At 51.3% G+C, this 22,190-nt stretch carries 18 protein-coding genes and 2 tRNA genes; 6 read left to right on the top strand and 14 right to left on the bottom strand.

Annotation, left to right across the window (positions count from 1 at the left end):
* Positions 1–10 precede the first annotated feature (10 nt).
* The 4 genes from K0778_RS01980 to K0778_RS01995 all read right to left on the bottom strand — a co-directional run bounded on the left by K0778_RS01980 (position 11) and on the right by K0778_RS01995 (position 2,311).
* Positions 11–1,615, bottom strand: a complete 1,605-nt coding sequence (locus tag K0778_RS01980) for an FAD-NAD(P)-binding protein (RefSeq protein ID WP_063084889.1) — start codon at positions 1,613–1,615, stop codon at positions 11–13.
* A 125-nt stretch (positions 1,616–1,740) separates the two neighbouring features.
* On the bottom strand, positions 1,741–2,046 hold the full coding sequence (locus K0778_RS01985; protein ID WP_000212657.1) for a monooxygenase: 306 nt from the start codon (positions 2,044–2,046) through the stop codon (positions 1,741–1,743).
* A gap of 107 nt (positions 2,047–2,153) precedes the next feature.
* Positions 2,154–2,230 (bottom strand) — tRNA-Val (locus K0778_RS01990).
* A 4-nt stretch (positions 2,231–2,234) separates the two neighbouring features.
* Positions 2,235–2,311: transfer RNA gene (locus K0778_RS01995), tRNA-Val, on the bottom strand.
* Between the two features lie 307 nt (positions 2,312–2,618).
* On the opposite strand from K0778_RS01995, the gene K0778_RS02000 reads away from it, so the two are divergent.
* Positions 2,619–3,875, top strand: coding sequence for an AIDA repeat-containing protein (locus K0778_RS02000; protein ID WP_000534271.1), 1,257 nt, complete (start codon positions 2,619–2,621; stop codon positions 3,873–3,875).
* A gap of 40 nt (positions 3,876–3,915) precedes the next feature.
* Here K0778_RS02000 and mdtK read toward each other — a convergent pair whose 3' ends face one another.
* The gene (mdtK, locus tag K0778_RS02005; protein WP_001174940.1) at positions 3,916–5,289 is read right to left on the bottom strand and encodes a multidrug efflux MATE transporter MdtK; all 1,374 of its coding nucleotides are present in this window, start codon (positions 5,287–5,289) and stop codon (positions 3,916–3,918) included.
* A 214-nt stretch (positions 5,290–5,503) separates the two neighbouring features.
* Between mdtK and ribE the strand changes: the two genes are divergently transcribed.
* Positions 5,504–6,145 carry a riboflavin synthase gene (gene ribE, locus K0778_RS02010; protein ID WP_000493947.1) on the top strand — a complete coding sequence of 214 codons (642 nt, stop codon included), beginning with the start codon at positions 5,504–5,506 and terminating at the stop codon, positions 6,143–6,145.
* A gap of 39 nt (positions 6,146–6,184) precedes the next feature.
* Here ribE and cfa read toward each other — a convergent pair whose 3' ends face one another.
* Entirely contained in the window at positions 6,185–7,333 is a 1,149-nt protein-coding gene (gene cfa / locus K0778_RS02015) for a cyclopropane fatty acyl phospholipid synthase (protein WP_000098896.1), read from the bottom strand.
* Positions 7,334–7,623: 290 nt separating this feature from the next.
* Positions 7,624–8,835, bottom strand: a complete 1,212-nt coding sequence (gene punC, locus K0778_RS02020; protein WP_001182363.1) for a purine nucleoside transporter PunC — start codon at positions 8,833–8,835, stop codon at positions 7,624–7,626.
* 112 nt (positions 8,836–8,947) lie between these two features.
* Here punC and punR point away from each other — a divergent pair, with 112 nt between their 5' ends.
* The gene (gene punR / locus K0778_RS02025; protein WP_000269493.1) at positions 8,948–9,880 is read left to right on the top strand and encodes a DNA-binding transcriptional activator PunR; all 933 of its coding nucleotides are present in this window, start codon (positions 8,948–8,950) and stop codon (positions 9,878–9,880) included.
* Here punR and purR read toward each other — a convergent pair.
* Positions 9,877–10,902, bottom strand: a complete 1,026-nt coding sequence (purR, locus tag K0778_RS02030) for an HTH-type transcriptional repressor PurR (RefSeq protein ID WP_000190982.1) — start codon at positions 10,900–10,902, stop codon at positions 9,877–9,879. The genes punR and purR overlap by 4 nt on opposite strands.
* A 298-nt stretch (positions 10,903–11,200) precedes the next feature.
* Between purR and cydH the strand changes: the two genes are divergently transcribed.
* On the top strand, positions 11,201–11,290 hold the full coding sequence (gene cydH / locus K0778_RS02035) for a cytochrome bd-I accessory subunit CydH (RefSeq protein WP_000102278.1): 90 nt from the start codon (positions 11,201–11,203) through the stop codon (positions 11,288–11,290).
* Positions 11,291–11,455: 165 nt separating this feature from the next.
* A complete protein-coding gene (locus K0778_RS02040; RefSeq protein WP_000701040.1) occupies positions 11,456–12,625 on the top strand; it encodes an MFS transporter in 1,170 nt (389 codons plus the stop codon).
* A gap of 234 nt (positions 12,626–12,859) precedes the next feature.
* Here K0778_RS02040 and sodB read toward each other — a convergent pair whose 3' ends face one another.
* Positions 12,860–13,441 carry a superoxide dismutase [Fe] gene (gene sodB, locus K0778_RS02045; protein WP_000007283.1) on the bottom strand — a complete coding sequence of 194 codons (582 nt, stop codon included), beginning with the start codon at positions 13,439–13,441 and terminating at the stop codon, positions 12,860–12,862.
* A 127-nt stretch (positions 13,442–13,568) separates the two neighbouring features.
* Positions 13,569–14,384 carry a peptidoglycan DD-endopeptidase MepH gene (gene mepH, locus K0778_RS02050; RefSeq protein ID WP_000101193.1) on the bottom strand — a complete coding sequence of 272 codons (816 nt, stop codon included), beginning with the start codon at positions 14,382–14,384 and terminating at the stop codon, positions 13,569–13,571.
* 333 nt (positions 14,385–14,717) lie between these two features.
* Between mepH and grxD the strand changes: the two genes are divergently transcribed.
* Positions 14,718–15,065, top strand: a complete 348-nt coding sequence (gene grxD / locus K0778_RS02055) for a monothiol glutaredoxin 4 (protein WP_000108172.1) — start codon at positions 14,718–14,720, stop codon at positions 15,063–15,065.
* Between the two features lie 50 nt (positions 15,066–15,115).
* On the opposite strand, the gene K0778_RS02060 is transcribed toward grxD, so the two are convergent.
* The 4 genes from K0778_RS02060 to nemA all read right to left on the bottom strand — a co-directional run bounded on the left by K0778_RS02060 (position 15,116) and on the right by nemA (position 22,160).
* The gene (locus K0778_RS02060; RefSeq protein ID WP_001301008.1) at positions 15,116–19,732 is read right to left on the bottom strand and encodes an ATP-dependent helicase; all 4,617 of its coding nucleotides are present in this window, start codon (positions 19,730–19,732) and stop codon (positions 15,116–15,118) included.
* A gap of 92 nt (positions 19,733–19,824) precedes the next feature.
* Positions 19,825–20,472, bottom strand: coding sequence for a ribonuclease T (gene rnt / locus K0778_RS02065; protein WP_001282283.1), 648 nt, complete (start codon positions 20,470–20,472; stop codon positions 19,825–19,827).
* Between the two features lie 102 nt (positions 20,473–20,574).
* Positions 20,575–20,982 carry a lactoylglutathione lyase gene (gene gloA / locus K0778_RS02070; protein WP_001237796.1) on the bottom strand — a complete coding sequence of 136 codons (408 nt, stop codon included), beginning with the start codon at positions 20,980–20,982 and terminating at the stop codon, positions 20,575–20,577.
* Positions 20,983–21,062: 80 nt separating this feature from the next.
* Entirely contained in the window at positions 21,063–22,160 is a 1,098-nt protein-coding gene (gene nemA, locus K0778_RS02075; RefSeq protein ID WP_000093589.1) for an N-ethylmaleimide reductase, read from the bottom strand.
* Between the last annotated feature and the right edge of the window lie 30 nt (positions 22,161–22,190).

The raw sequence follows: 22,190 nt of genomic DNA on the forward strand, positions 1-22,190 counted from the left end.
AGCTTTACCTTTAATCAAACGAAAGACGCCGACGAGCACGGGATGCAGGCTTTACGACCGCCCGAGCCATCGCCTCACCAATTTCTGCACATGCCGTAAGTCCCTGAACGAAAGGCTGGTCGTGCATCAACCAGGGCAACGCGCCGAACGCTACGCGCCCACGAATATCTTCGGGTTGCTGTAACGTATAATCTTCGCCAACATCAGGGATTTCATCCCCTGTTTTCTGTAATTGCTCGCGTAGCCCAGGGAAAGGGATATCTTTCACTTTAAGCGGACGTTGTCCGCGGGCATCAATAAAAACGTCAAACGAGTAGCTGTTGTCTTCCGTTTTCAGGACGGTGCGCGACTCATTAATTTCCATTTTGTAGTCTTCACCGAGGGCGAGAATATGAATGATTCCCGCTTCACATAAGGCAAGTAGGCGACGAATAGACTCTGAAGGGATTGCCGCATAATTATCGATGAAAACCCGGGCAAGGCCTTTACTGAACCGTTTATGGTCGTGTTCATTCAGATGTGGAACAATTTCCTGTACGGCTTCATGCAGGCGCAGAATGACATAACGCCAGGGAACAGTATGTTTTTCTCGTTTATTGCGTTCGACTTCCTGGAGATTTTTTTCTGCCCAGTCAAATGGGTCGCGTTGTTTGCGCTCGGCAAACCAGGCTTGAGCAAAGGAATCGACATTCAGGCTCTCTAAGGCTATGCGTTGACTCCAGTCTGGATCAGCAAACTTGATTTCCTCTACTATCAATCTAAATACCCGATCCAAAAGGCCCTCTTCGCCTTTTTGAATCTCAGCATTTAATGCCTGATCGGTGACGATGTGTAAGGGCTCGTAGGGAATAGGGCAATAGAAATCGGCTTCGGGTAAAATACCCGTGCGCGACAACAACGTGATATTTAGCTTTTCACTTGCGTTATCGCGGTGAAAAACGACGTGTTGTTTATCATCTTCAATGAACGAACCATGCTGAATAGCCACTGCCATTGCCGCATCCAGTCCGCTCAAGGATGTTCCCATAATACCCACGTTACACGCATCGACCTTTGCTTCCATCAGGCCTGACCACGGGCTGGGAAAATACGTTCGGGTTGCTTCTTCTTCATCAGGCCAGACGTGACCCGTGGCGATCACCGCTAAATCAAACGTCTCGCTGGGTAAATCCTGATTTGTAGCGAGCATGACGCCAGCATTTGTAATTTGCAGATCGGTAACCTGGCATGATTCATAAACAGCCACTGCAAATTTTTGCTGTCGTGCCTGGTCTACTAGTCGTAAAAATTGATCGCGGAAATATTCGCCCAGCAGAATTCGCGGTAAAAACTGACGATCGTGCAAGGTTTCTTTTTTAACGCCATAACGCTGGAGATGGCTGTCTTCTTGCTTTTGTAGCCATTCGAGATACGTACAATAAATCGGCGGTATTTCAATACTGGCAATATTTGCCAGCATCATTTTTGAGTTTTCCTCATCACTGTATGGCATCCCGACACCGGCCTCGTCAGCCTGCTCGAAGATAGAAATAGAAAGTGGAGTTTGTTGCTGTAGAAGCGAGAATAAGGTGTAGATCCCCGTAGGCCCGGCACCCACAATAGCAATTTTTTTCATTGTTACTTACCTGTACGCATTCTTTCGAATTTAGTGTTATCAGATAAGTTTGGTTGAGATTTTTAGAATTTGAGAAATTTCAGACAGGGATGAAAAGGGCGCTAACCGCCCTTGATTAAATTCTGTCAGGCGAGTTTTGCCTGATTGATTTGACTAAGTGGCTCATTGACATCGAAAACTTTGGCGACAACTTCCTCAACGCCGAGATTTTTCAGTCGGGCAGTATGTTTTTCCAGATAGGCAAGGGCGCTTTTTTCATCAGTGAAAAGGTAGATCCCACCGGCTTCGTGGTTCTTTTCACTTTCTGTCCATACCTTCCACAGAAAACCAGGTTCCTGATTAATCGACTCAGCAAGTGGTTTAAGCTGCTCAGCCATTGCGTCGCCAAATGGGCCATTAAAAGCAAAATGAAGTTGTAACAAAGTTGCCATAGCGATTCTCCTTCTGATAACGCATACGAAGACAGTGTAAATCTTTTAACGTATTGGATACAGAGAAGAAACAAAGGGAAAAAGGAGAAGACCAGATTAAGAAAATCTGGTGCGTCCGAGTGGACTCGAACCACCGACCCCCACCATGTCAAGGTGGTGCTCTAACCAACTGAGCTACGGACGCAGGATGGTGCGTTCAATTGGACTCGAACCAACGACCCCCACCATGTCAAGGTGGTGCTCTAACCAACTGAGCTATGAACGCAACGTTGTAGGTGACAACGGGGACGAATATTAGCGGCAGAGTGGGAAGGTGGCAAGAGGCAAAACGTAATTTTCTGCGCTATTTCGACCGTTTGCAGAGCTTTTAAGCAAATTGGCTATATTTTGTTGATTTGCAAGGGTGATTTTTATTCAGGATCGCATTTACATCTGATACAACCCAATAATTCGTGTATCAGAGTTTAAACAGAGTTGTTTGCCACCATCTCAAATCTGTCGTGGATAAATCCTCCGTAGCCTTTACACTTAGGTAGCAATAAAGGCACACAGATGCAGCAAAGGAATAAATCATGGGATCTGATGCGAAAAACTTGATGAGCGACGGGAACGTGCAAATTGTTAAGACCGGCGAGGTCATTGGCGCGACGCAACTTACTGAAGGCGAGTTGATTGTTGAAGCTGGCGGAAGAGCCGAAAATACCGTGGTCACGGGGGCTGGCTGGTTGAAAGTGGCAACCGGTGGGATCGCCAAATGCACACAGTACGGTAACAATGGCACGCTATCGGTCAGCGATGGTGCCATTGCCACAGATATTGTTCAGTCCGAGGGAGGCGCAATTAGTCTCTCTACGCTCGCTACGGTTAATGGCCGCCATCCCGAAGGTGAATTCAGCGTTGATAAAGGTTATGCCTGCGGTTTGTTGCTGGAAAATGGCGGTAACCTGCGTGTACTGGAAGGACATCGCGCGGAAAAAATCATTCTCGATCAAGAGGGCGGCCTGTTGGTTAATGGGACAACCTCAGCGGTCGTGGTAGATGAAGGTGGTGAATTGTTGGTGTATCCAGGTGGGGAAGCCAGCAATTGTGAGATTAATCAGGGCGGCGTTTTTATGCTGGCCGGGAAAGCCAGTGATACGTTGCTTGCTGGTGGCACCATGAATAATCTCGGTGGTGAAGACTCTGACACTATTGTTGAGAATGGATCCATTTATCGTCTGGGGACGGATGGCCTTCAGCTCTACAGTTCCGGTAAGACGCAAAACCTGTCCGTGAATGTGGGTGGTCGGGCTGAAGTGCATGCCGGTACGCTGGAAAACGCGGTAATACAAGGTGGGACAGTGATCCTGTTGTCACCCACCAGCGCGGACGAAAATTTTGTCGTAGAGGAAGATCGCGCACCGGTTGAACTGACCGGGAGTGTTGCATTACTGGACGGCGCTTCAATGATTATTGGTTATGGCGCAGAGCTGCAACAATCAACGATTACTGTACAGCAGGGCGGTGTGTTGATTCTAGACGGCAGTACGGTAAAAGGTGACAGTGTCACTTTCATTGTTGGTAACATCAATCTGAATGGTGGAAAACTGTGGCTGATCACTGATGCGGCAACGCATGTGCAACTGAAAGTGAAACGCCTGCGCGGAGAGGGAGCGATTTGCCTGCAAACCAGTGCAAAAGAAATTTCACCTGACTTCATCAATGTGAAAGGGGAAGTTACCGGGGATATACACGTTGAGATAACAGATGCCAGTCGGCAAACTCTGTGTAACGCTCTGAAATTACAGCCAGACGAAGACGGGATTGGCGCAACGCTCCAGCCTGCGTAAAAATACAGGCGCAACCCGTGAAGGTTGCGCCTTGTCTTTATTAGCGGGATGCTCGTTGCAGAATGATGGCTGACGGCAGACGTTGCAGGAACCGCATACGCAACATCATCATAATGGCTGCCGACGTCAGGCCAATAATAAAGCCTATCCAGAAGCCTGCTGGCCCCATAGGTTCAACGACCAGATCGGTCAGTGCCAGAATATAGCCGCTTGGCAAGCCCAGCACCCAGTAAGCCGTAAAGGTAATATAGAAAATGGAACGCGTATCTTTATAACCACGCAAAATCCCACTGCCAATCACCTGGATTGAGTCAGAAATCTGATATACCGCCGCCAGCAACATCAAATGCGCAGCCAGCGTTACAACCTCGGGATTGTCGTTGTACAACAGGGCGATTTGCTCCCGCAGTGAAACCGTGAAAATGGCCGTCAGGGTTGCCATACAGACACCCACCATAAGCCCGGTCCGCGCAGCGGTTTGCGCATCCAGCGTTGAGCCCTGACCCAGACGATAACCTACGCGGATAGTTACCGCTGCCGCCAGCGACATTGGAAGCACGAACATTAGTGAACTAAAGTTCAGGGCAATCTGGTGTCCTGCGACATCAACAATACCGAGCGGAGACACTAACAGAGCCACGACGGCAAACAGTGTCACTTCAAAGAACAGTGCCAGCGCAATCGGCAAACCGAGTTGAATCAGTCGTTTCATAACCGCAGGATCGGGTTTTGCGGTGCCTTTTTCGTTACGAATATCGCGCATGGAGCGGGCGCGTTTAATGTAAGAAACCATGGCAAGGAACATGACCCAATACACCGCCGCAGTAGCCACGCCACAACCAACGCCACCGAGCTCAGGCATACCGAAATGACCATAAATAAAGATATAGTTCACCGGGATGTTCACCAGCAGGCCGATAAAGCCCATTACCATACCCGGCTTGGTTTTTGCCAGACCTTCACACTGGTTACGGGCAACCTGGAAGAACAGATATCCCGGCGCGCCCCACAACAACGCACGCAGATAACCCACGGCTTTGTCCGCCAGAGCCGGATCGATGTTTTCCATGGAGCGGATAATGTAACCTGCATTCCACAGCACCAGCATAATGAGAACGGAAACAAAACCTGCCAGCCAGAAACCTTGTCGCACCTGATGCGCAATGCGCTCACGTCGACCGGAACCATTTAATTGCGCGATAACCGGCGTTAATGCCAGCAGCAGTCCGTGACCAAAGAGGATCGCCGGAAGCCAGATAGAAGTACCGATAGCGACCGCCGCCATGTCGGTGGCACTATAGCCGCCCGCCATCACGGTATCGACAAAACCCATCGCAGTTTGGGCGATTTGCGCGAGAATCACCGGGATTGCTAATGCTAATAACAGACGCGCTTCACTGATATACTTCTGCACGTGAACACCTTTTATTTGTAGTTATATGAGAGACTAAAAAGCCGCCTGAATGGGCAGCAAAAAGAAGAAGCAGGGGAAATTCAGTCTATTGTAGCGAGGATTTATTAATTCTCCAGTGAAAAAATAGCCATTCTTACCCCTTCACTGGTAAGGGCGTTTTCCACCTGCTATTGTGCTGAACAGAATGTCTTAACTGATTTCAGGAGTTGTAAGTATGTTTACGGGGATTGTACAGGGCACCGCAAAACTGGTGTCGATTGACGAGAAACCAAATTTTCGTACGCATGTGGTGGAGTTACCCGACCACATGCTGGACGGCCTGGAAACCGGTGCTTCCGTGGCGCATAACGGTTGCTGCCTGACCGTGACGGAAATTAACGGCAACCATGTCAGTTTTGACCTGATGAAAGAAACGTTACGCATTACCAATCTTGGCGATTTAAAAGTGGGGGATTGGGTAAACGTTGAGCGTGCGGCGAAATTCAGTGATGAAATTGGCGGACACTTAATGTCAGGTCATATTATGACCACTGCTGAAGTGGCGAAAATATTAACCTCAGAAAATAATCGCCAGATCTGGTTTAAAGTCCAGGATAGTCAGTTGATGAAATATATTCTGTACAAAGGATTTATTGGCATCGACGGTATTAGCCTGACCGTCGGCGAAGTCACGCCAACGCGTTTTTGCGTCCATTTAATTCCGGAAACACTGGAACGCACGACTCTTGGGAAGAAAAAACTTGGCGCACGCGTCAACATTGAAATCGATCCACAAACTCAGGCAGTGGTAGATACGGTAGAACGTGTGCTGGCGGCACGAGAAAATGCCATGAATCAACCAGGCACAGAAGCCTGATCTGAAATCGCCCCCGGAGAGGGGGCGATAGAATAGCCTTTAGCGAGCCACTCGAAGGCCGTTTTCAACACCGCGTGAGAACACGACCTGCCAGAGCTGAATATCACGGGCGCGGAAAGCACCTGCACAGGCATTCAGATAATAGGTAAACATTCGTTTAAAGCGTTCACTATAGTTATCCGCAATTTCTGGCCATGCGGCGAGGAATCGTTCATACCACGCCATCAACGTAGTATCGTAATCAGCACCGAAGTTATGCCAGTCTTCCATCACAAAGTGGGGTTCGCTGGACTGAGCAATCTGGCGTACAGAGGGCAGGCAACCGTTCGGAAAAATATATTTATTAATCCAGGGATCAACATTCAGATCGGTTTTTTTCGAACCGATAGTATGGAGCAGGAATATGCCTTCCGGTTTCAAATTACGATCCACCACCGCAAAATAGGTATCGTAATTTTTCGGTCCGACGTGCTCGAACATCCCCACAGAAACAATACGATCAAACTGGTCGTTCAGGTCACGATAATCTTGCAGCAAAATGGTGACATCCAGGCCTTCACAGCGTTCCTGAGCCATTTTTTGCTGTTCGGCAGAAATGGTGACGCCCACCACGCTTACGTCATAATTAGATGCCATGTAGTGTGCCAGTCCGCCCCAGCCGCAGCCAATATCCAGTACGCGCATCCCTGGTTTTAACTGCAATTTTTCACAAATCATTTTGAGCTTCGCCTGCTGGGCAGATTCCAGATTATCGGCATCTTTCCAGTAAGCGCAGGAATATTGCATGAAGGGATCAAGCATGCGGCTGAACAAGTCATTACCCAAATCGTAATGCTCTTTGCCGACTATCCAGGCACGTTTTTTACTCTGCAGATTGAAGAGACGAGCGCCGGCAATACGCAGCGTGTCTTTGAAATGATGGGGGAGTTGGTTCTCGAGACCTGCGCGTAAGACTTTGCTAAAAAACATATCCAGTCGGTCACATTCCCACCAGCCATCCATATAACTTTCGCCTAACCCCAAAGAGCCTTCTTGCAGAACGCGTTTAAAAAAATCGGGGTTTTTCACACGAATATCCGCCGGGGCAGAACCGTTAATGGCTATACCGGCACGGCTAAGTAATTCGTTGGCGATACGGTACCAGTTGTCATCCGGTACGCTGACTTCTTCTATACACGATGAACTCATAGTTTCTCCATCACTGGTCGGTGATCAGAACCTTAAAACAGCGTAGACGCTTTTTGGGCTTTGTGAGAAATCTCGCAGAAAAAACCGCGAGTCTATAATCCGACGTAGAACAGAGGGAAAGGAGGAACCCTTGCCGAAATGACCATCCATAGTGAGTCGGGAGCGATCCTGTCCCCGTAAAAACATAATATTTATAGTAGCTTTAACAACTCGAAATTAGTATAGGCCGCTAATTTCAATCATACAACAAAATTTTGTTAGCAGCCTAAGTATAAGTATATCGATATAGATCAGTGTGATTCGCTATGAGCGACTTCGGCATTGCCATGATTCTGGCAGCCAACTTCTTCACAACGTTGCATCATGTAACCCAGCGCGACCAGCACTACTGTTGATAACATCACGCTGGTGGTGGTGAGCAATGGCGTGCTGATACTGATCAGCCAGGAAACTACCAGACTTGCGAGGAAGCACAGACCCAGTTGTAGAGTGTTCTGCAAAGCTGCGGCGCGACCAGTTGCGTGTGGGAAGGGACGCAGCGCCTGGGCGACAACAATAGGGTAGATCGCGCCATTGGCAATCGCCATCACACAGAATGGGATCAGGATTTCGACCAGCGACACATGGCTAATGAAGCCTGCAGCCCAGGTCGCAATGACGCTGACAGCAAACAGCACCAGCAACCACGGTAATAACTGCTTGCCTTGCCATTTCTGCAGTGCGGCGCGACAGCCATAACCACCAATCAGAAACGCGATAGTTTGCGGGACATAACTTAAACCAATAACTGCCGGGCTGTAGCCCATTTCACTAAGGATGAACGGTGAACCGGTCAGCCATGCAAAAAAACTGGCTGAACAGGCCGCATATATCAGCACGTTGCCGCGATAGGTTTTAGAACGTAGCAGGTCGGTAAAGGTCAGACCATCCTGACTATTGTTACGGGCCTTCGTCGTGGGTTTGAGCCAGAAAATAGGCAGAATCAGCACCACGGTAATGGCAAACAGGGTGGCGAAAATCGCCTGCCAGGAAAAATGGACCAGCAGCCAGCTTCCTAACAGGGGAGCAAGTGCCGGAGACAGACCCACCAGCGGCATGATGGTCGCAAAAATACGGTTGACTTTCTGTGAAGGATAATAATCCGTCACTAACGCTTGCCAGATAACCGCCGCGGCGCAGACCCCCACAGCCTGTACAAAACGCAATACCAGCAGCGTAGCGGCGTTTTCTACCCACAGCATCCCCAGACTACCTAACGCAAAAATTGTCAGGCCGATTAATAACACCGGTTTACGACCATAACGGTCGGAGAGTGGCCCCCACAGAAGCTGGGCTGCGGCAAAACCGGCAAGGAACAGACTAAGGCTGGCACTGACAGCAGACGCAGGCGTTTGCAGGTCGGCCTGTATGGCGGCGAAAGCAGGCAGATACATATCGGTTGCCAGAAAACCGAGTACGCTCAAACCCGCCAGCCAGACTAAAAATCTTTTCCCAGGTTGCATGTATATTCTCTAAATCTCTCAATTAAACACCGCCGCAAAGTGTAGGGAGTGAAATTAGTGTTGTGAAACGGTAATATTTGATGACTGGTTTCAAAAATTTTGTAGGCAGACTATGTGGTCAGAATATTCACTCGAAGTTGTTGATGCGGTAGCGCGTAATGGTAGTTTTAGCGCTGCGGCACAGGAGCTGCATCGCGTTCCTTCTGCGGTCAGCTATACCGTGCGTCAGCTGGAAGAGTGGCTGGCGGTGCCGCTCTTTGAACGACGGCACCGTGATGTGGAGCTGACCGCTGCTGGAGCGTGGTTTCTCAAAGAAGGGCGCTCTGTTGTCAAAAAAATGCAGATCACCCGCCAGCAATGTCAGCAGATAGCGAACGGCTGGCGCGGTCAGTTAGCTATCGCAGTGGATAATATTGTCAGGCCAGAACGTACACGGCAGATGATCGTTGATTTTTATCGCCATTTTGATGATGTCGAACTTCTTGTCTTTCAGGAAGTGTTCAACGGTGTCTGGGATGCGCTTTCCGACGGGCGCGTGGAACTGGCGATTGGCGCAACACGCGCGATTCCGGTAGGCGGTCGTTATGCCTTCCGGGATATGGGGATGCTAAGCTGGAGTTGCGTTGTTGCCAGCCACCACCCGCTGGCGTTGATGGATGGCCCATTCAGCGATGATACGTTGCGCAACTGGCCGTCGTTGGTGCGCGAAGACACCTCGCGAACGCTACCTAAGCGTATTACCTGGTTGCTGGATAACCAAAAAAGACTTGTCGTGCCTGACTGGGAATCATCGGCAACCTGTATCTCGGCAGGATTATGCATAGGGATGGTGCCAACACATTTCGCCAAACCGTGGCTTAATGAGGGGAAGTGGGTAGCATTAGAACTGGAAAACCCCTTTCCGGATTCGGCATGTTGTCTGACATGGCAGCAAAATGATATGTCGCCTGCGTTAACCTGGTTGCTTGAGTATCTCGGCGATAGTGAGACGCTGAATAAGGAGTGGCTGCGGGAGCCGGAAGAGACTCCCGCAACGGGTGATTAACGACGATAGTCGCGGAACGGGCCGTCAGCCACGGAGCGGCGTTCAATCAAGCGCGGATGCACTTCAATGGACTGCGGTTCTTCACGTTTGTTGACGATACGATCCAACAGCATGTTGAACGCTGTTTCACCCAGCGAGTCTTTTGGCTGATGGATCGTGGTCAGCGCCGGCGTAAAATAGCGGGCGTTGCGCACGTTATCATAACCGATCAGCGAAACATCCTGCGGGACGCGCAGGCCCATTTCATCAGCAGCACAAAGTGCGCCCATTGCCATGATATCGCCACCACAGAAGACGGCAGTAGGGCGATGCGGCTGCGACAGGATTTGCTGCATGGCGCGATAACCGGATTCAGGTTCAAAATCACCCTGCACAATCCAGCTTTCCGGCACCTTGATCATTGCTTCTTCCATCGCCTTCATAAAACCGGCAAGGCGGCCTGCGCCAGTGTTACGTTCCAGCGGGCCGGGGATAACGCCGATTTCGCGGTGACCGCGTTCAATCAGATAACGCCCGGCCATGTAGCCGCCTTCGAACGCGTTATCAATGACCGCATCGGTGAAGTCAGCTTTTGCTTCACCCCAGTCCATCACCACCATTGGGATATGGCGATACTCTTCCAGCATCGCCAGCAACGGCTCTGGGTACTCAGAACACATCACCAGCAGACCATCGACGCGTTTTTGCGCCATCATCGACAGATAAGCCCGCTGTTTCTCAAGATTGTTCCACGCATTACCCAGAATCAGGGTGTAACCTTTCTGGAAGCAATTTTTTTCAACCGCTTCAATGATCTCGGCAAAATAGGCCGCTTCGCTGCTGGTCGCCAGCAAACCGATAGACTTGGTGTGGTTAACCTTCAGGCTACGCGCCACCGCGCTAGGGGAGTAGTGTAATTCTTTAATCGCTGCCCACACGGCGTTGCGCGTTTCTTCAGCGACGAAACGTGTTTTGTTGATCACGTGTGACACAGTTGTAGTGGAAACGTTTGCTCGTTTCGCTACATCTTTTATTGTTGCCATTCCATTTCACTCCAGACCCTAACTTCAGCTCCTGCAAAATCGCAAGGTAAACGTTTGCCTTTACACACCTTACGCACAACAAAAGTGTTGCGGTACGCCGGAAAAACGACACGGAGCGTCAGGAAGGGGTCAATGGCCAGTACGCAAATAGTGTAAGCGTGGAATTTTGGCCGATCTTGACGAAAAGGGGAAGTGGTAAAAACACTTATCATTATAAATGACGGGAGATTTTTTCATCACAGTGTGTAAAAATGCGTAATATCACTTTTTGTGTGGTAATAAAAAAGGAGAAAACTTGATGAGCACCGACCTTAAATTTTCACTGGTAACAACGATTATCGTCCTCGGTTTGATCGTAGCCGTGGGTTTGACTGCCGCGCTGCACTGATTTCCTCTCGAGGGAGCGCGTTCTCCCTCGCATCTCCTTCCTGTTTGTTAGCAAAATGGCAAAAGTGTTTTCTCTTTTTGTTATTTTCATTTTTTTGTGATTGCTGTCATGCTTTCGCCACTTTAATGAATATCGCGTAATGACGCGAAGAGGTGGAGATAAGGCATGAAAATTAACTATCCGTTGCTGGCGCTGGCGATTGGCGCGTTTGGTATCGGGACAACGGAGTTCTCGCCAATGGGCTTGTTGCCCGTCATTGCGCGCGGTGTGGATGTCTCGATTCCCGCTGCCGGAATGTTAATCAGTGCCTATGCAGTTGGCGTAATGGTGGGCGCGCCGCTGATGACGCTTCTACTTTCTCATCGTGCCCGCCGCAGTGCGTTGATTTTCCTGATGGCAATTTTCACGCTAGGCAACGTTCTTTCCGCCATCGCGCCGGATTATATGACCCTGATGCTTTCACGCATTTTGACCAGCCTGAATCACGGAGCATTTTTTGGTTTGGGTTCAGTCGTGGCCGCAAGCGTGGTGCCAAAACATAAACAGGCCAGCGCAGTTGCCACTATGTTTATGGGGTTAACCCTGGCAAATATCGGTGGCGTGCCGGCGGCGACCTGGTTGGGTGAAACCATCGGCTGGCGGATGTCATTTCTGGCAACGGCGGGGCTGGGAGTGATTTCAATGGTAAGTCTGTTCTTCTCATTACCTAAAGGTGGTGCAGGGGCACGACCTGAAGTGAAAAAAGAGCTGGCGGTATTAATGCGTCCGCAGGTGCTGTCTGCATTGCTGACGACGGTACTGGGAGCTGGTGCAATGTTTACTCTCTACACCTATATCTCTCCGGTACTGCAAAGTATTACCCACGCAACACCGGTGTTCGTCACGGCAATGCTGGTGCTGATTGGTGTCGGATTCTCTATCGGTAACTATCTCGGCGGCAAACTGGCAGATCGTTCAGTTAACGGCACGTTGAAAGGCTTTTTGTTGCTGCTGATGGTGATTATGCTGGCAATCCCGTTCCTGGCCCGCAATGAGTTCGGCGCAGCTATTAGCATGGTGGTGTGGGGCGCAGCAACCTTTGCGGTCGTACCGCCGTTACAGATGCGCGTGATGCGTGTCGCCAGTGAAGCGCCGGGTCTGTCTTCATCAGTCAATATTGGTGCCTTTAATCTTGGAAATGCGCTGGGAGCAGCTGCTGGTGGTGCGGTAATTTCCGCTGGGCTGGGATACAGCTTTGTGCCAGTGATGGGAGCGATTGTCGCGGGACTGGCATTATTGCTGGTGTTTATGTCAGCCAGAAAACAACCTGAAACAGTTTGCGTTGCTAACAGCTAATTAAACAAAAACGCAGAAGGATAACCTTCTGCGTTACAGTTGCTGACAACGTGCGATTTATCTTGCCGGATGCGGTGTTAACGACTCATCCGCGTTGACATGAAAAGACGCGTTAGGCGTCGTATCATGCAGCGCTTGTCGGATGCGGCGAGTGCCTTATCCGACCTACATCGATGATCCGCGTAGGCCTGATAAGCGTAGCGCTTCAGGCAATGCTGCATTTGCCATCAGTTATTATGCAGCGAGATTTTTCGCTACGAATTCCCAGTTCACCAGCGCCCAGAAGTGCTCCAGATAGCCAGGACGTGCATTGCGATAGTCGATGTAATAAGCGTGTTCCCAGACATCAACGGTCAGCAGCGGAGTCGCATCGGTGGTCAGCGGAGTACCCGCGTTAGAGGTTGAAACGATAGCCAGTTTACCATCGCTGTTTTTCACCAGCCAGGTCCAGCCAGAACCAAAGTTTTTGATCGCTGCATCAGTAAACTGCGCTTTGAAATCGGCAAAGCTGCCAAAAGATGCGGCGATAGCTTCAGCGACTTTTCCAGTCGGTTCGCCACCGGCGTTCGGTGCCAGGCAGTTCCAGTAGAAAGTATGGTTCCAGACCTGAGCTGCGTTGTTGAATACGCCACCTTCAGAGCTGCGAATAATCTCTTCCAGTGATTTACCTTCAAACGCGGTACCTTTAATCAGGTTGTTCAGGTTAGTGACATAAGTCTGATGGTGCTTGCCGTAGTGATACTCGATGGTTTCCGCAGAAATGTGCGGTGCCAGAGCATCTTTAGCATATGGTAGTGCAGGTAATTCGAATGACATTGCTACTCTCCTTTATTATTAATTTGCATACGTACAATAGCCTTATTGTGCGTATGGATAGGGTAGCAAATTAAAAGGTGAGACAAAAGATGAACTTACCCTGTTGCCGTAACAACAGGGTAAAGTTTTAGCGAAGTGTTTTTGGGGTCATTACCCGACGAGCGCCAACATAGTGGCGCTGCCAGTAGTCTTCACTGAGAGAAGTGATTTGAATTTCCTGACCTGTGCGCGGTGACTGAATAAATTTGCCGTTGCCGACATACACGCCGACATGATCGGCTGTGCCGCGTCCCTGAGTACGGAAAAAGACCAGGTCGCCGTTTTTCAGTTCACTACGTTCGATTGGCGCTGCATCACGCAGGTGATACATTTCATTCGCCGTACGCGGAATACGAATTTTCACCAAATCTTTATAAGCGTAATAAACCAGGCCGCTGCAATCAAAACCGGTACGCGGTGAGCTGCCACCCCAACGATATGGCTTACCAATTTGCTGCATCAGTTTATTCATTGCCACTTTCGTAGCTTTTTGCACCTTCGCTTTGTGCGCGTCGGCAAGAGTTCCTGACGCGGCATTTTTGACTTTCACACAATGCGATTTATAGCCCTTACGTTTGGTACACTTTTCGGTAAAGCTGGCTGAGGCCGTTTTATTGACGGCGTGTTTGCTGCGAGTTTTGGCGTTTTTAGAAGCGGTAATGGAAGATTTTTTAACGGAAGAAGCGGTTTTGCTTTTGGTCGTACTTTTACTGGCGGCTTTTTTCGCTGTTTTCTGGGTCTTTTTGGTGGTTGCCGTGCTTTTCTTTTTATCTGCTTTTTTGGTGATATGAGTGGTAGCAGAACTCTCCCTGGCTTGCTTTGAAGCATGGGCCATAGGCGTTAAAGGCAGGGTGGTAAAAAGTAAAGCACAGAGCGTGATCGAAATACGGTTTATCCGCGCCACTGAGCGTCCCTCTGTTAAGGCAGGTCTATCATGCCTGCGTCTGATTTACAAAACTTGATGATTCTAATGCATAGAAGAAGAGAAAGTTAATAGCTTTTATTGTTAAAAAATACGTTTCGTTGGCGAGCGCAAAAAAATGCAGCAGTGAAAGCTAAAAATGGTTATAAATACGCCAGTTTGCCGGCATCAGAGAAGAAACGAATATTTGAAATGCAACAAATAGAGCAAAGGGATAAAATAGCAAAAGCGTGATGAAAATGTTATTTTCCGATGCCGCACTGACCCGCTACAATGTCAGATTACTGCCGTAAAGAAGTTTGAGGAAGCAAGACAATGAGCACCACTATCGAAAAAATCCAACGCCAGATTGCTGAAAACCCGATCCTGCTGTACATGAAAGGTTCACCGAAACTGCCGAGCTGCGGTTTCTCTGCCCAGGCAGTCCAGGCGCTTGCCGCATGTGGCGAACGTTTTGCCTATGTTGATATTCTGCAGAATCCGGACATTCGTGCGGAACTGCCGAAATATGCTAACTGGCCGACCTTCCCGCAACTGTGGGTTGACGGCGAGCTGGTCGGCGGTTGTGATATCGTGATCGAAATGTATCAGCGTGGCGAACTGCAGCAGCTGATCAAAGAAACTGCCGCTAAATACAAGTCTGAAGAGCCGGACGCGGAATAATCCGTCCTGCAATACTGACGGATGCGAACGGGCATCCGTCAGTCCTTTCTCTATCCCCAATCCAGCCCTTGTGGCGAACTTGAAAATCCCGCCTCACGCAGCAGCGTAAACATCGGCGTTTGCCGGACCGGTAGATCATTCACTTCTGTTAGCGTAAAGCGCAGCCGTGGTTCGCGACGCAGTGCGGTAGTCAGCGCGTGGAAAACCTCTGGGGCGAGTAATTCCTCTTTTTCCTGCCAGACCAGCATTTTTTTGCCACCTTGCGCCAGATAGAGTAACAATTTGCCGCCAGAAACGACCACCAGCGCACCCGCCCGACGCGTTGGAACCAGCGTTGCCGGATGTGCAGGCCAGGGCAGAAGATTTCCCCACACATTAGCCGGATCGTTGGCAGAGAGCGCCACTGGTGTATAGTGGCGCGTTTGCGTGGCTTGTGTCGCCAGATCGCGCAATCGGTCAATAGTCAGACGTTCAGCGAATTGCGCGCCACCCAGACCTTCTACAAAACGACCTCGCATAATTCGCCCGGAGTCTTCCATACTTCGACAAAGCGTTTGCATCGATGGAAACCCGCCAGGGATATTTTCGGCTATCACCGCCTGACGACTGATGATGCCGTAGCGGTCGAGCATATTTTCCGCCAGCGCCAGCATCCTTTCGGTATCGTTTAGTGGCTCCACCTGCAATAACGACCAGCGTCCAGCCAGATTTGGTGTGTTGTAAGATACCCGCGGCGAGACGGGTTGCGCATAGACAGGACGTCCACGACGAGCCCGGTGACTGCGGCGAGTTGAGGTGCGTGCGTTGGAACTGCTGCGGGTGAGGGCGCGTAACGGTGCCCAAATGTCGCTGGTGATGACGCCTTGCCAGACCAGCGCCCATAACGCCTCTTGCAGGGCAGAGAGATCAACCGATTCGCCGATTTTGTCGCGTATCCGTTGGCTGATTTGTTGTGCAAACCAGGCTCCTCCGTCAGCCAGAACAGCGACTATCGCTTGTTGCAGCGCCGAACGATTCGCCTGATCCGCTTCGGCGGGAGTGAACGATTCTGCAGCATATTCCTGTAGATGCAGTGCCACCAGGCCGTCATCTTCACCCAGTTTTTTTTGCCCCGACCAGATAACCGCACCGGTTGCCAGTAATTCATCGAGCATTTCTGACGAATAGTCGCGTACGCGGGCAGGCAGGATCTGGCTTTCCCAGAGTGAGGCGGGTAAACCGACTCCGGCAAGCTGTTCGATCACCCGCATCACGCCATCTACGCCCTCATAAACGCCTGGCGATGTTGAGGCAAAGAGCGCCGGGCTACCATCGGTGGCGGGTAATACGCCCTGACGTTCCAGCAGCAATCGCGCATAGGTCGTGGCTGCAACGGGACGCGTCGCTTCTCTGGCGGCTTGCAGCGAGCGCAAACGCAGACGACGAAATACTTCATCGCTCACCCAGATGTCTTGTTGCAGATTCATCACCAGACCCTGTTCACGCAGTTGCTGAAGCTGCTCTTCGACAATGGCAATACCGAGACTAAACTCATGAGCCAGTTGTTCAGCCGTGACCAGAGCATGAGCCCGGAGATAGCGCAGAAAGAGGTCGCGAAGCGGGTAACTGACTCTATGTAAATAAATCTCTGGCAATGACTCTGGTAGTCGTACGCCGAGGGCATCACGCAGCCTGGCGGCATCATCCATACAGGCAAGACGCTCCTGTCCGCTAATCATCGCTGGGAAGATTCGTTTTACTGCAAGAAGATTTTCCAGATACGACGCAACCTCTTCACTGCTGCCTGTATGCCGTTGCGCCAGGTCTTCAACGGTCATTGGCCCCAGTTCGCGCAGCAGGTCGAACAATCCTTCTTCACCTTTCGCTCTTCTGCCAGGAGCCAGTCGTTGCAACTCTTCTTCCACCTGGCGAATGACCTGCGGGTCGAGTAATTCCCCCGGATCGACCTGTCCGAGTAGATTGCGCAGTAACTCGCTGTCCAGCGACAGTACGGATGCCCGGCGCTCTGCCAGCGGGGCGTCGCTCTGGTACATAAATTCCGCGACATAGCCGAACAATAAACTTGTGGCGAAAGGCGAGGGCGTAGTGGTCGTTACATCGGATATTTGAATTTCGCCACCGTTCAGGCGACGCATCAAACGTTCCAGTGCGGGAAGATCATAAACATCTTGCAGACATTCGCGTAGGGTTTCGAGAATGACCGGAAAATCCGGATATCCCTGAGCGATTTCCAGCAACTGACTGGCGCGCAGCCGTTGTTGCCAAAGCGGGGTGCGATGGCCCGGAGTGCGCCCCGGCATTAATAATGCCCGCGCGGCGCATTCGCGAAAACGGGCGGCGAAAAGTGCCGAGCTGCCTACCGCCTCGCGGACAATTTGCAGCAACTTTTCTGGTTCAAACAAAAAAATCGCGGCATCGGGCAATTTACCATCGGTGTCAGGAATACGTGCAACAATGCCGTCATCACTGGCGACCACCGACGCGTCAGCGCCCCATAGCGCATGTATTCGCCCGGCAATCGCCAGCGCCCAGGGTTCATGCACCCGTCTTCCATAGGGAGAGTGCAAAATAATACGCCAGTCACCAATTTCATCACGGCACCGTTCGAGGACCAGATGGCGACTCCCCGGAACGATGCCCGTCGCGTTGCGCTGCTCCTCAATCAACCCCTGAATATTGGCGATCGTATTTTCTTCTGCCAGCCACGGGGGAATAGTCCCGGAAAAGAACGCGCCATCCGCCAGCAAATGAAGAAAATCGCCGATCATCTCGCCTAATTCAGCCGGACGTCCGTTACCTTCACCACGCCAGAAGGGGAGCCGGGCAGAACGACCCGGAGCAGGAGTCACAATCACCTGATCGCGGGTGATTTGCTGGATCCGCCATGAGGTAGCGCCGAGAGTGATAATGTCGTTCACCCGCGACTCATATACCATCTCCTCATCCAGTTCACCCACCCGCCGCGAACCGGCCTTTTCTTCACCTTCGGGTAATAACACGCTATACATGCCACGATCCGGAATGGTGCCGCCGCTGGTAACCGCCAACAATTGAGCGCCAGGCCGGGCGGTCAATATCCCGGTCTCCCTGTTCCAGACCAGTTTGGGGCGAAAAGCAGAAAAATCGCCAGAGGGATAGCGCCCGGAAAGCATATCCAGCGTGGCGTCAAAAACACGTCTTGGCAGATCTTTCCACGGTGCGGCACGGCGTACGCGGGAGTACCATTCGTCTACCTGTAATGCATCCATCGCCGCGGCGGCAACGGTTTGCTGCGCAAGGACGTCGAGAGGATTATGCGGTGGTGTCAGGTTTTCCAGCCTGCCTGCGAACATACACTCTACAATGACTGCGGAATCGACTAAATCACGCCGGGTACGGGGGAAAAACAGCCCTTTAGATACACCGCCAACCTGATGTCCGGCGCGACCAATGCGTTGTAACCCACTGGCAACAGAAAGCGGCGTTGCCACCTGAATCACCAGATCCACCGCGCCCATATCAATCCCCAGTTCAAGACTGGAGGTTGCGACCACGCAGCGTAATTCACCCGATTTCAGCGCCTGTTCGGTGATTGCTCGTTGTTCTTTAGAGACGGAGCCGTGGTGTGAGCGGGCAATAAAAACGTCGCTACTTTGTACACGGTTAGAGGTTGCGCCGGAGGTCGACTCGAAATGGGCCGCATCAACGGCGATAGACGGGGAACGCTGTAAGCGTGCGGCGTAAAGCTCATTTAATCGTGCCGTCAGTTTTTCCGCCAGCCCCCGCGAATTAGTAAAGACAATGGTCGAGCGATGGCGCAACACTTCATCAAGGATACCCGTTTCAATATATGGCCAGATGGAGCCTTCCCGGCCGGCATGGCTGTCTTCGCCGGTGCCGCTGGCGACCGATGAGACATCATCCATATTGGCGACCGGTACGACAATTCGTATCTGCGGATGGCGCATTGCGGGCGGGTTGACTACCGTAACCGGGCGATCGCCACCAAGAAATGCTGCCACATCGCTGGCTGAGCGCACAGTGGCAGAAAGGCCAATTCGCTGTGCTGAGGTGTGGAGCAGCGCATCGAGCCGCTCCAGACTTAACGCCAGATGCGCACCACGTTTACTGCCCGCTACCGCGTGGACTTCATCAATAATTACCGTTTCGACGCCGCGTAGCGTTTCGCGCGCGCGGGAGGTCAGCATCAGATAGAGTGATTCGGGTGTGGTGATCAGAATATCCGGCGGATTACGGGTGAGTTTGCTGCGTTCCTGTGCAGGCGTATCGCCAGTACGGATCCCTACGCGAAGATTGACTTCCGTTTCGCCGCGCCGCCGCCGTTCATCGGCAATACCCTTCAACGGGATCTGCAAGTTGCGCTGAACGTCGGTGCCCAGGGCTTTTATCGGTGAAATATAGAGGATGCGTGAGGTTTTACGCTTATGCGCCTCGCGGGTATCTTCGCCGCCTTCGCGGAAGAGCCGATCGAGGGCGTAGAGAAATGCTGCCAGCGTTTTCCCGGAGCCGGTCGGTGCAATCACCAGCGCATGTTCGCTTCGCGCCGCCACATGCCAGGTTTGCGGCTGGACAGCGGTCGGCTGTTTAAAGGCGCGAAGAAACCAGTCGCGGGTCGCCGGTGAAAACACGTCCGGCAGGAGCGATGAAGGGTCTGGATTATCTGCCATTAACGCTATTCCCCGTGAATATCATGCAGGATGCGTGGAATAGCCTCACTATAGATGCCTGAATCATTGCATGTCATCAGGCATCGACTCGATTACACCTCTTCGGCGGCAGATAGCGGCCAGCCTCCCAGACGTTTCCAGCGGTTGACGATTTCACAAAACAGCACAGCAGTGCGTTCGGTGTCGTACAGCGCGGAGTGCGCCTGGGTGCTGTCGAAGTCCATGCCAGCGGTCTGGCAAGCCTTTGACAATACGGTTTGTCCGAGTGCCAGCCCGGCCAGTGCAGCAGTGTCAAAAGTGGCGAAAGGGTGGAACGGGTTACGTTTCAGTGAGGCGCGTTCTGCGGCGGCCATCATAAAGCTGTGATCAAAATTGGCATTGTGCGCCACCATAATGGCGCGGTTACAGCCGCTCGCTTTAATACCTTTACGTACAACTTTAAAAATTTCGTGCAGCGCCTCGTATTCGCTGACCGCGCCGCGATCGGGATCGTTCGGGTCAATGCCGTTGAAGGCGAGGGCTTCTGGTTGCAAATTTGCGCCGACAAATGGTTCGACGTGGAAATGTAATGTGGTGTCCGGCATCAGCCAGCCTTGTTCATCCATTTTCAGGGTGATGGCGGCAATCTCAAGCAGCGCATCGGTTTTGGCGTTAAATCCGGCTGTTTCAACATCGATCACAACAGGATAAAAACCACGAAAACGGTCGCACAGACCGGTAAGTTGAGCGTTATCGGACATCTGATTCTCTTAATACGGATAAATTGCAGCACGCATTATGACAAATATTACTTGTCGATGCAGTAAAGATGCGGGCGCGATGAGTTCACGCCCGGCAGGAGATTAGTTGCCCAGACCGCGACCGGCGTCTTTCTCTTCGATTAACTCAATTTTGTAACCGTCCGGATCTTCCACAAACGCGATAACCGTAGTACCGCCTTTTACCGGACCCGCTTCACGGGTCACGTTACCCCCGTTTTGACGGATTTTTTCGCACGCTTCAGCGGCGTTATCTACGCTAAGCGCGATGTGACCATAAGCAGTGCCGAGTTCGTATTTATCCACGCCCCAGTTGTAGGTCAGTTCAATCACCGCTTCTTCGGTTTCCGGGCCGTAGCCAACAAACGCCAGTGAGTATTTGTATTCCGGGTTTTCGCTGGTACGCAGCAGTTTCATGCCCAGCACTTTGGTATAAAAATCGATGGAGCGTTGCAAATCGCCAACGCGCAGCATGGTATGAAGAAGACGCATCTTTTTATCCTCAAAATGGCTAACAGATTCAAAATGTTGTTTTAGTATAGCGGCGGCTTTACGCCGCTCGCAATGTTGGATTACAACGTCGGGTAATCGGTATAGCCTTCCGCGCCGCCACCGTAGAAACTTTCGGCACGCTGTGGGTTAAGCTCAGCTTTGCGCTGCAAGCGGGCGACCAGATCCGGGTTCGCAATCCAGTCACGACCAAATGCCACCGCATCAATTAACCCTTTGCCGATCAGCGTTTCAGCTTTTTCTACTGTGTATGCACCTGCGCCGATAATCGGACCGTGGAAACGGGCGCGTACTTTTTCGCGGAACGCATCAGTATACGGTTCACCCCCCGCCCAATCTGGTTCTGACATATGCAGATAAGCAATGCCGCGTTTACCCAGTTGTTCAATCAGATACAGTGCATCGGCTTCTTCATTCGGGCCGTTATCTGTGTTCTGGAAAGTACCGATTGGCGAAACGCGAATGCCAATGCGATCGGCACCCCATTCTTCAATCCCGGCATCGACCACTTCCAGTACCAAACGTGCGCGATTTTCCACGCTGCCGCCGTACTGATCGGTACGATGGTTTGAAGAAGGAGAAAGGAACTGATGCAGCAAATAACCGTGAGCAGAGTGGAGCTCTACCAGATCAAAACCGGCTTCACGCGCGTTAGCAATGGCCTGACGGAAATCATTGACGATACCTGGAATCTCTTCCAGTTCAAGCGCACGCGGCATGGATGTTTCAACACGGATCGCCTGACCATTTTCATCGCGCAGAGAAGTACGTGTTCCCGCGCTAAGTGCTGAAGGCGCTACCGGTGCCTGACCGCCAGGTTGCAGGCTGGCGTGAGAAATGCGTCCGGTGTGCCACAGCTGCACGGCCATATGACCATTTTCAGCATGAACGCCAGCGGTGATTTTTTTCCATGCGGCAATTTGCTCCGGACTATGGATGCCAGGCGCACCTGCATATCCTTTTGCCTGGGCAGAAATTTGCGTGGCTTCACTAATAATCAAACCGGCACTGGCACGTTGGCGATAGTATTCCGCCATCAACGGGGTAGGAATGTCACCCGGTTCAATACTGCGCAGACGCGTCAGCGGTGCCATAAAAATACGGTTTGCCGCCGTGATCGCGCCCACTTTCAGTGGGGAATACAGTTTTTCAGATGACATAAAGGCTCCCGGTCGTCTGGTGATAAAAAA

The sequence above is a fragment of the Escherichia sp. XD33 genome (genome assembly GCF_019375075.1).
GTDB lineage: Bacteria > Pseudomonadota > Gammaproteobacteria > Enterobacterales > Enterobacteriaceae > Enterobacter > Enterobacter flexneri_A.

Excerpts from the sequence above, each read along its gene's own strand:
- K0778_RS01980 (WP_063084889.1), bottom strand. The coding sequence starts at position 1,615 with ATGAAAAAAATTGCTATTGTGGGTGCCGGGCCTACGGGGATCTACACC.
- K0778_RS02000 (WP_000534271.1), top strand. The coding sequence starts at position 2,619 with ATGGGATCTGATGCGAAAAACTTGATGAGCGACGGGAACGTGCAAATT.
- punC (WP_001182363.1), bottom strand. The coding sequence starts at position 8,835 with ATGCAACCTGGGAAAAGATTTTTAGTCTGGCTGGCGGGTTTGAGCGTA.
- cydH (WP_000102278.1), top strand. The coding sequence starts at position 11,201 with ATGAGCACCGACCTTAAATTTTCACTGGTAACAACGATTATCGTCCTC.
- rnt (WP_001282283.1), bottom strand. The coding sequence starts at position 20,472 with ATGTCCGATAACGCTCAACTTACCGGTCTGTGCGACCGTTTTCGTGGT.
- K0778_RS02040 (WP_000701040.1), top strand. The coding sequence starts at position 11,456 with ATGAAAATTAACTATCCGTTGCTGGCGCTGGCGATTGGCGCGTTTGGT.
- gloA (WP_001237796.1), bottom strand. The coding sequence starts at position 20,982 with ATGCGTCTTCTTCATACCATGCTGCGCGTTGGCGATTTGCAACGCTCC.
- K0778_RS01985 (WP_000212657.1), bottom strand. The coding sequence starts at position 2,046 with ATGGCAACTTTGTTACAACTTCATTTTGCTTTTAATGGCCCATTTGGC.
- punR (WP_000269493.1), top strand. The coding sequence starts at position 8,948 with ATGTGGTCAGAATATTCACTCGAAGTTGTTGATGCGGTAGCGCGTAAT.
- grxD (WP_000108172.1), top strand. The coding sequence starts at position 14,718 with ATGAGCACCACTATCGAAAAAATCCAACGCCAGATTGCTGAAAACCCG.
- ribE (WP_000493947.1), top strand. The coding sequence starts at position 5,504 with ATGTTTACGGGGATTGTACAGGGCACCGCAAAACTGGTGTCGATTGAC.
- nemA (WP_000093589.1), bottom strand. The coding sequence starts at position 22,160 with ATGTCATCTGAAAAACTGTATTCCCCACTGAAAGTGGGCGCGATCACG.
- purR (WP_000190982.1), bottom strand. The coding sequence starts at position 10,902 with ATGGCAACAATAAAAGATGTAGCGAAACGAGCAAACGTTTCCACTACA.
- cfa (WP_000098896.1), bottom strand. The coding sequence starts at position 7,333 with ATGAGTTCATCGTGTATAGAAGAAGTCAGCGTACCGGATGACAACTGG.
- K0778_RS02060 (WP_001301008.1), bottom strand. The coding sequence starts at position 19,732 with ATGGCAGATAATCCAGACCCTTCATCGCTCCTGCCGGACGTGTTTTCA.
- sodB (WP_000007283.1), bottom strand. The coding sequence starts at position 13,441 with ATGTCATTCGAATTACCTGCACTACCATATGCTAAAGATGCTCTGGCA.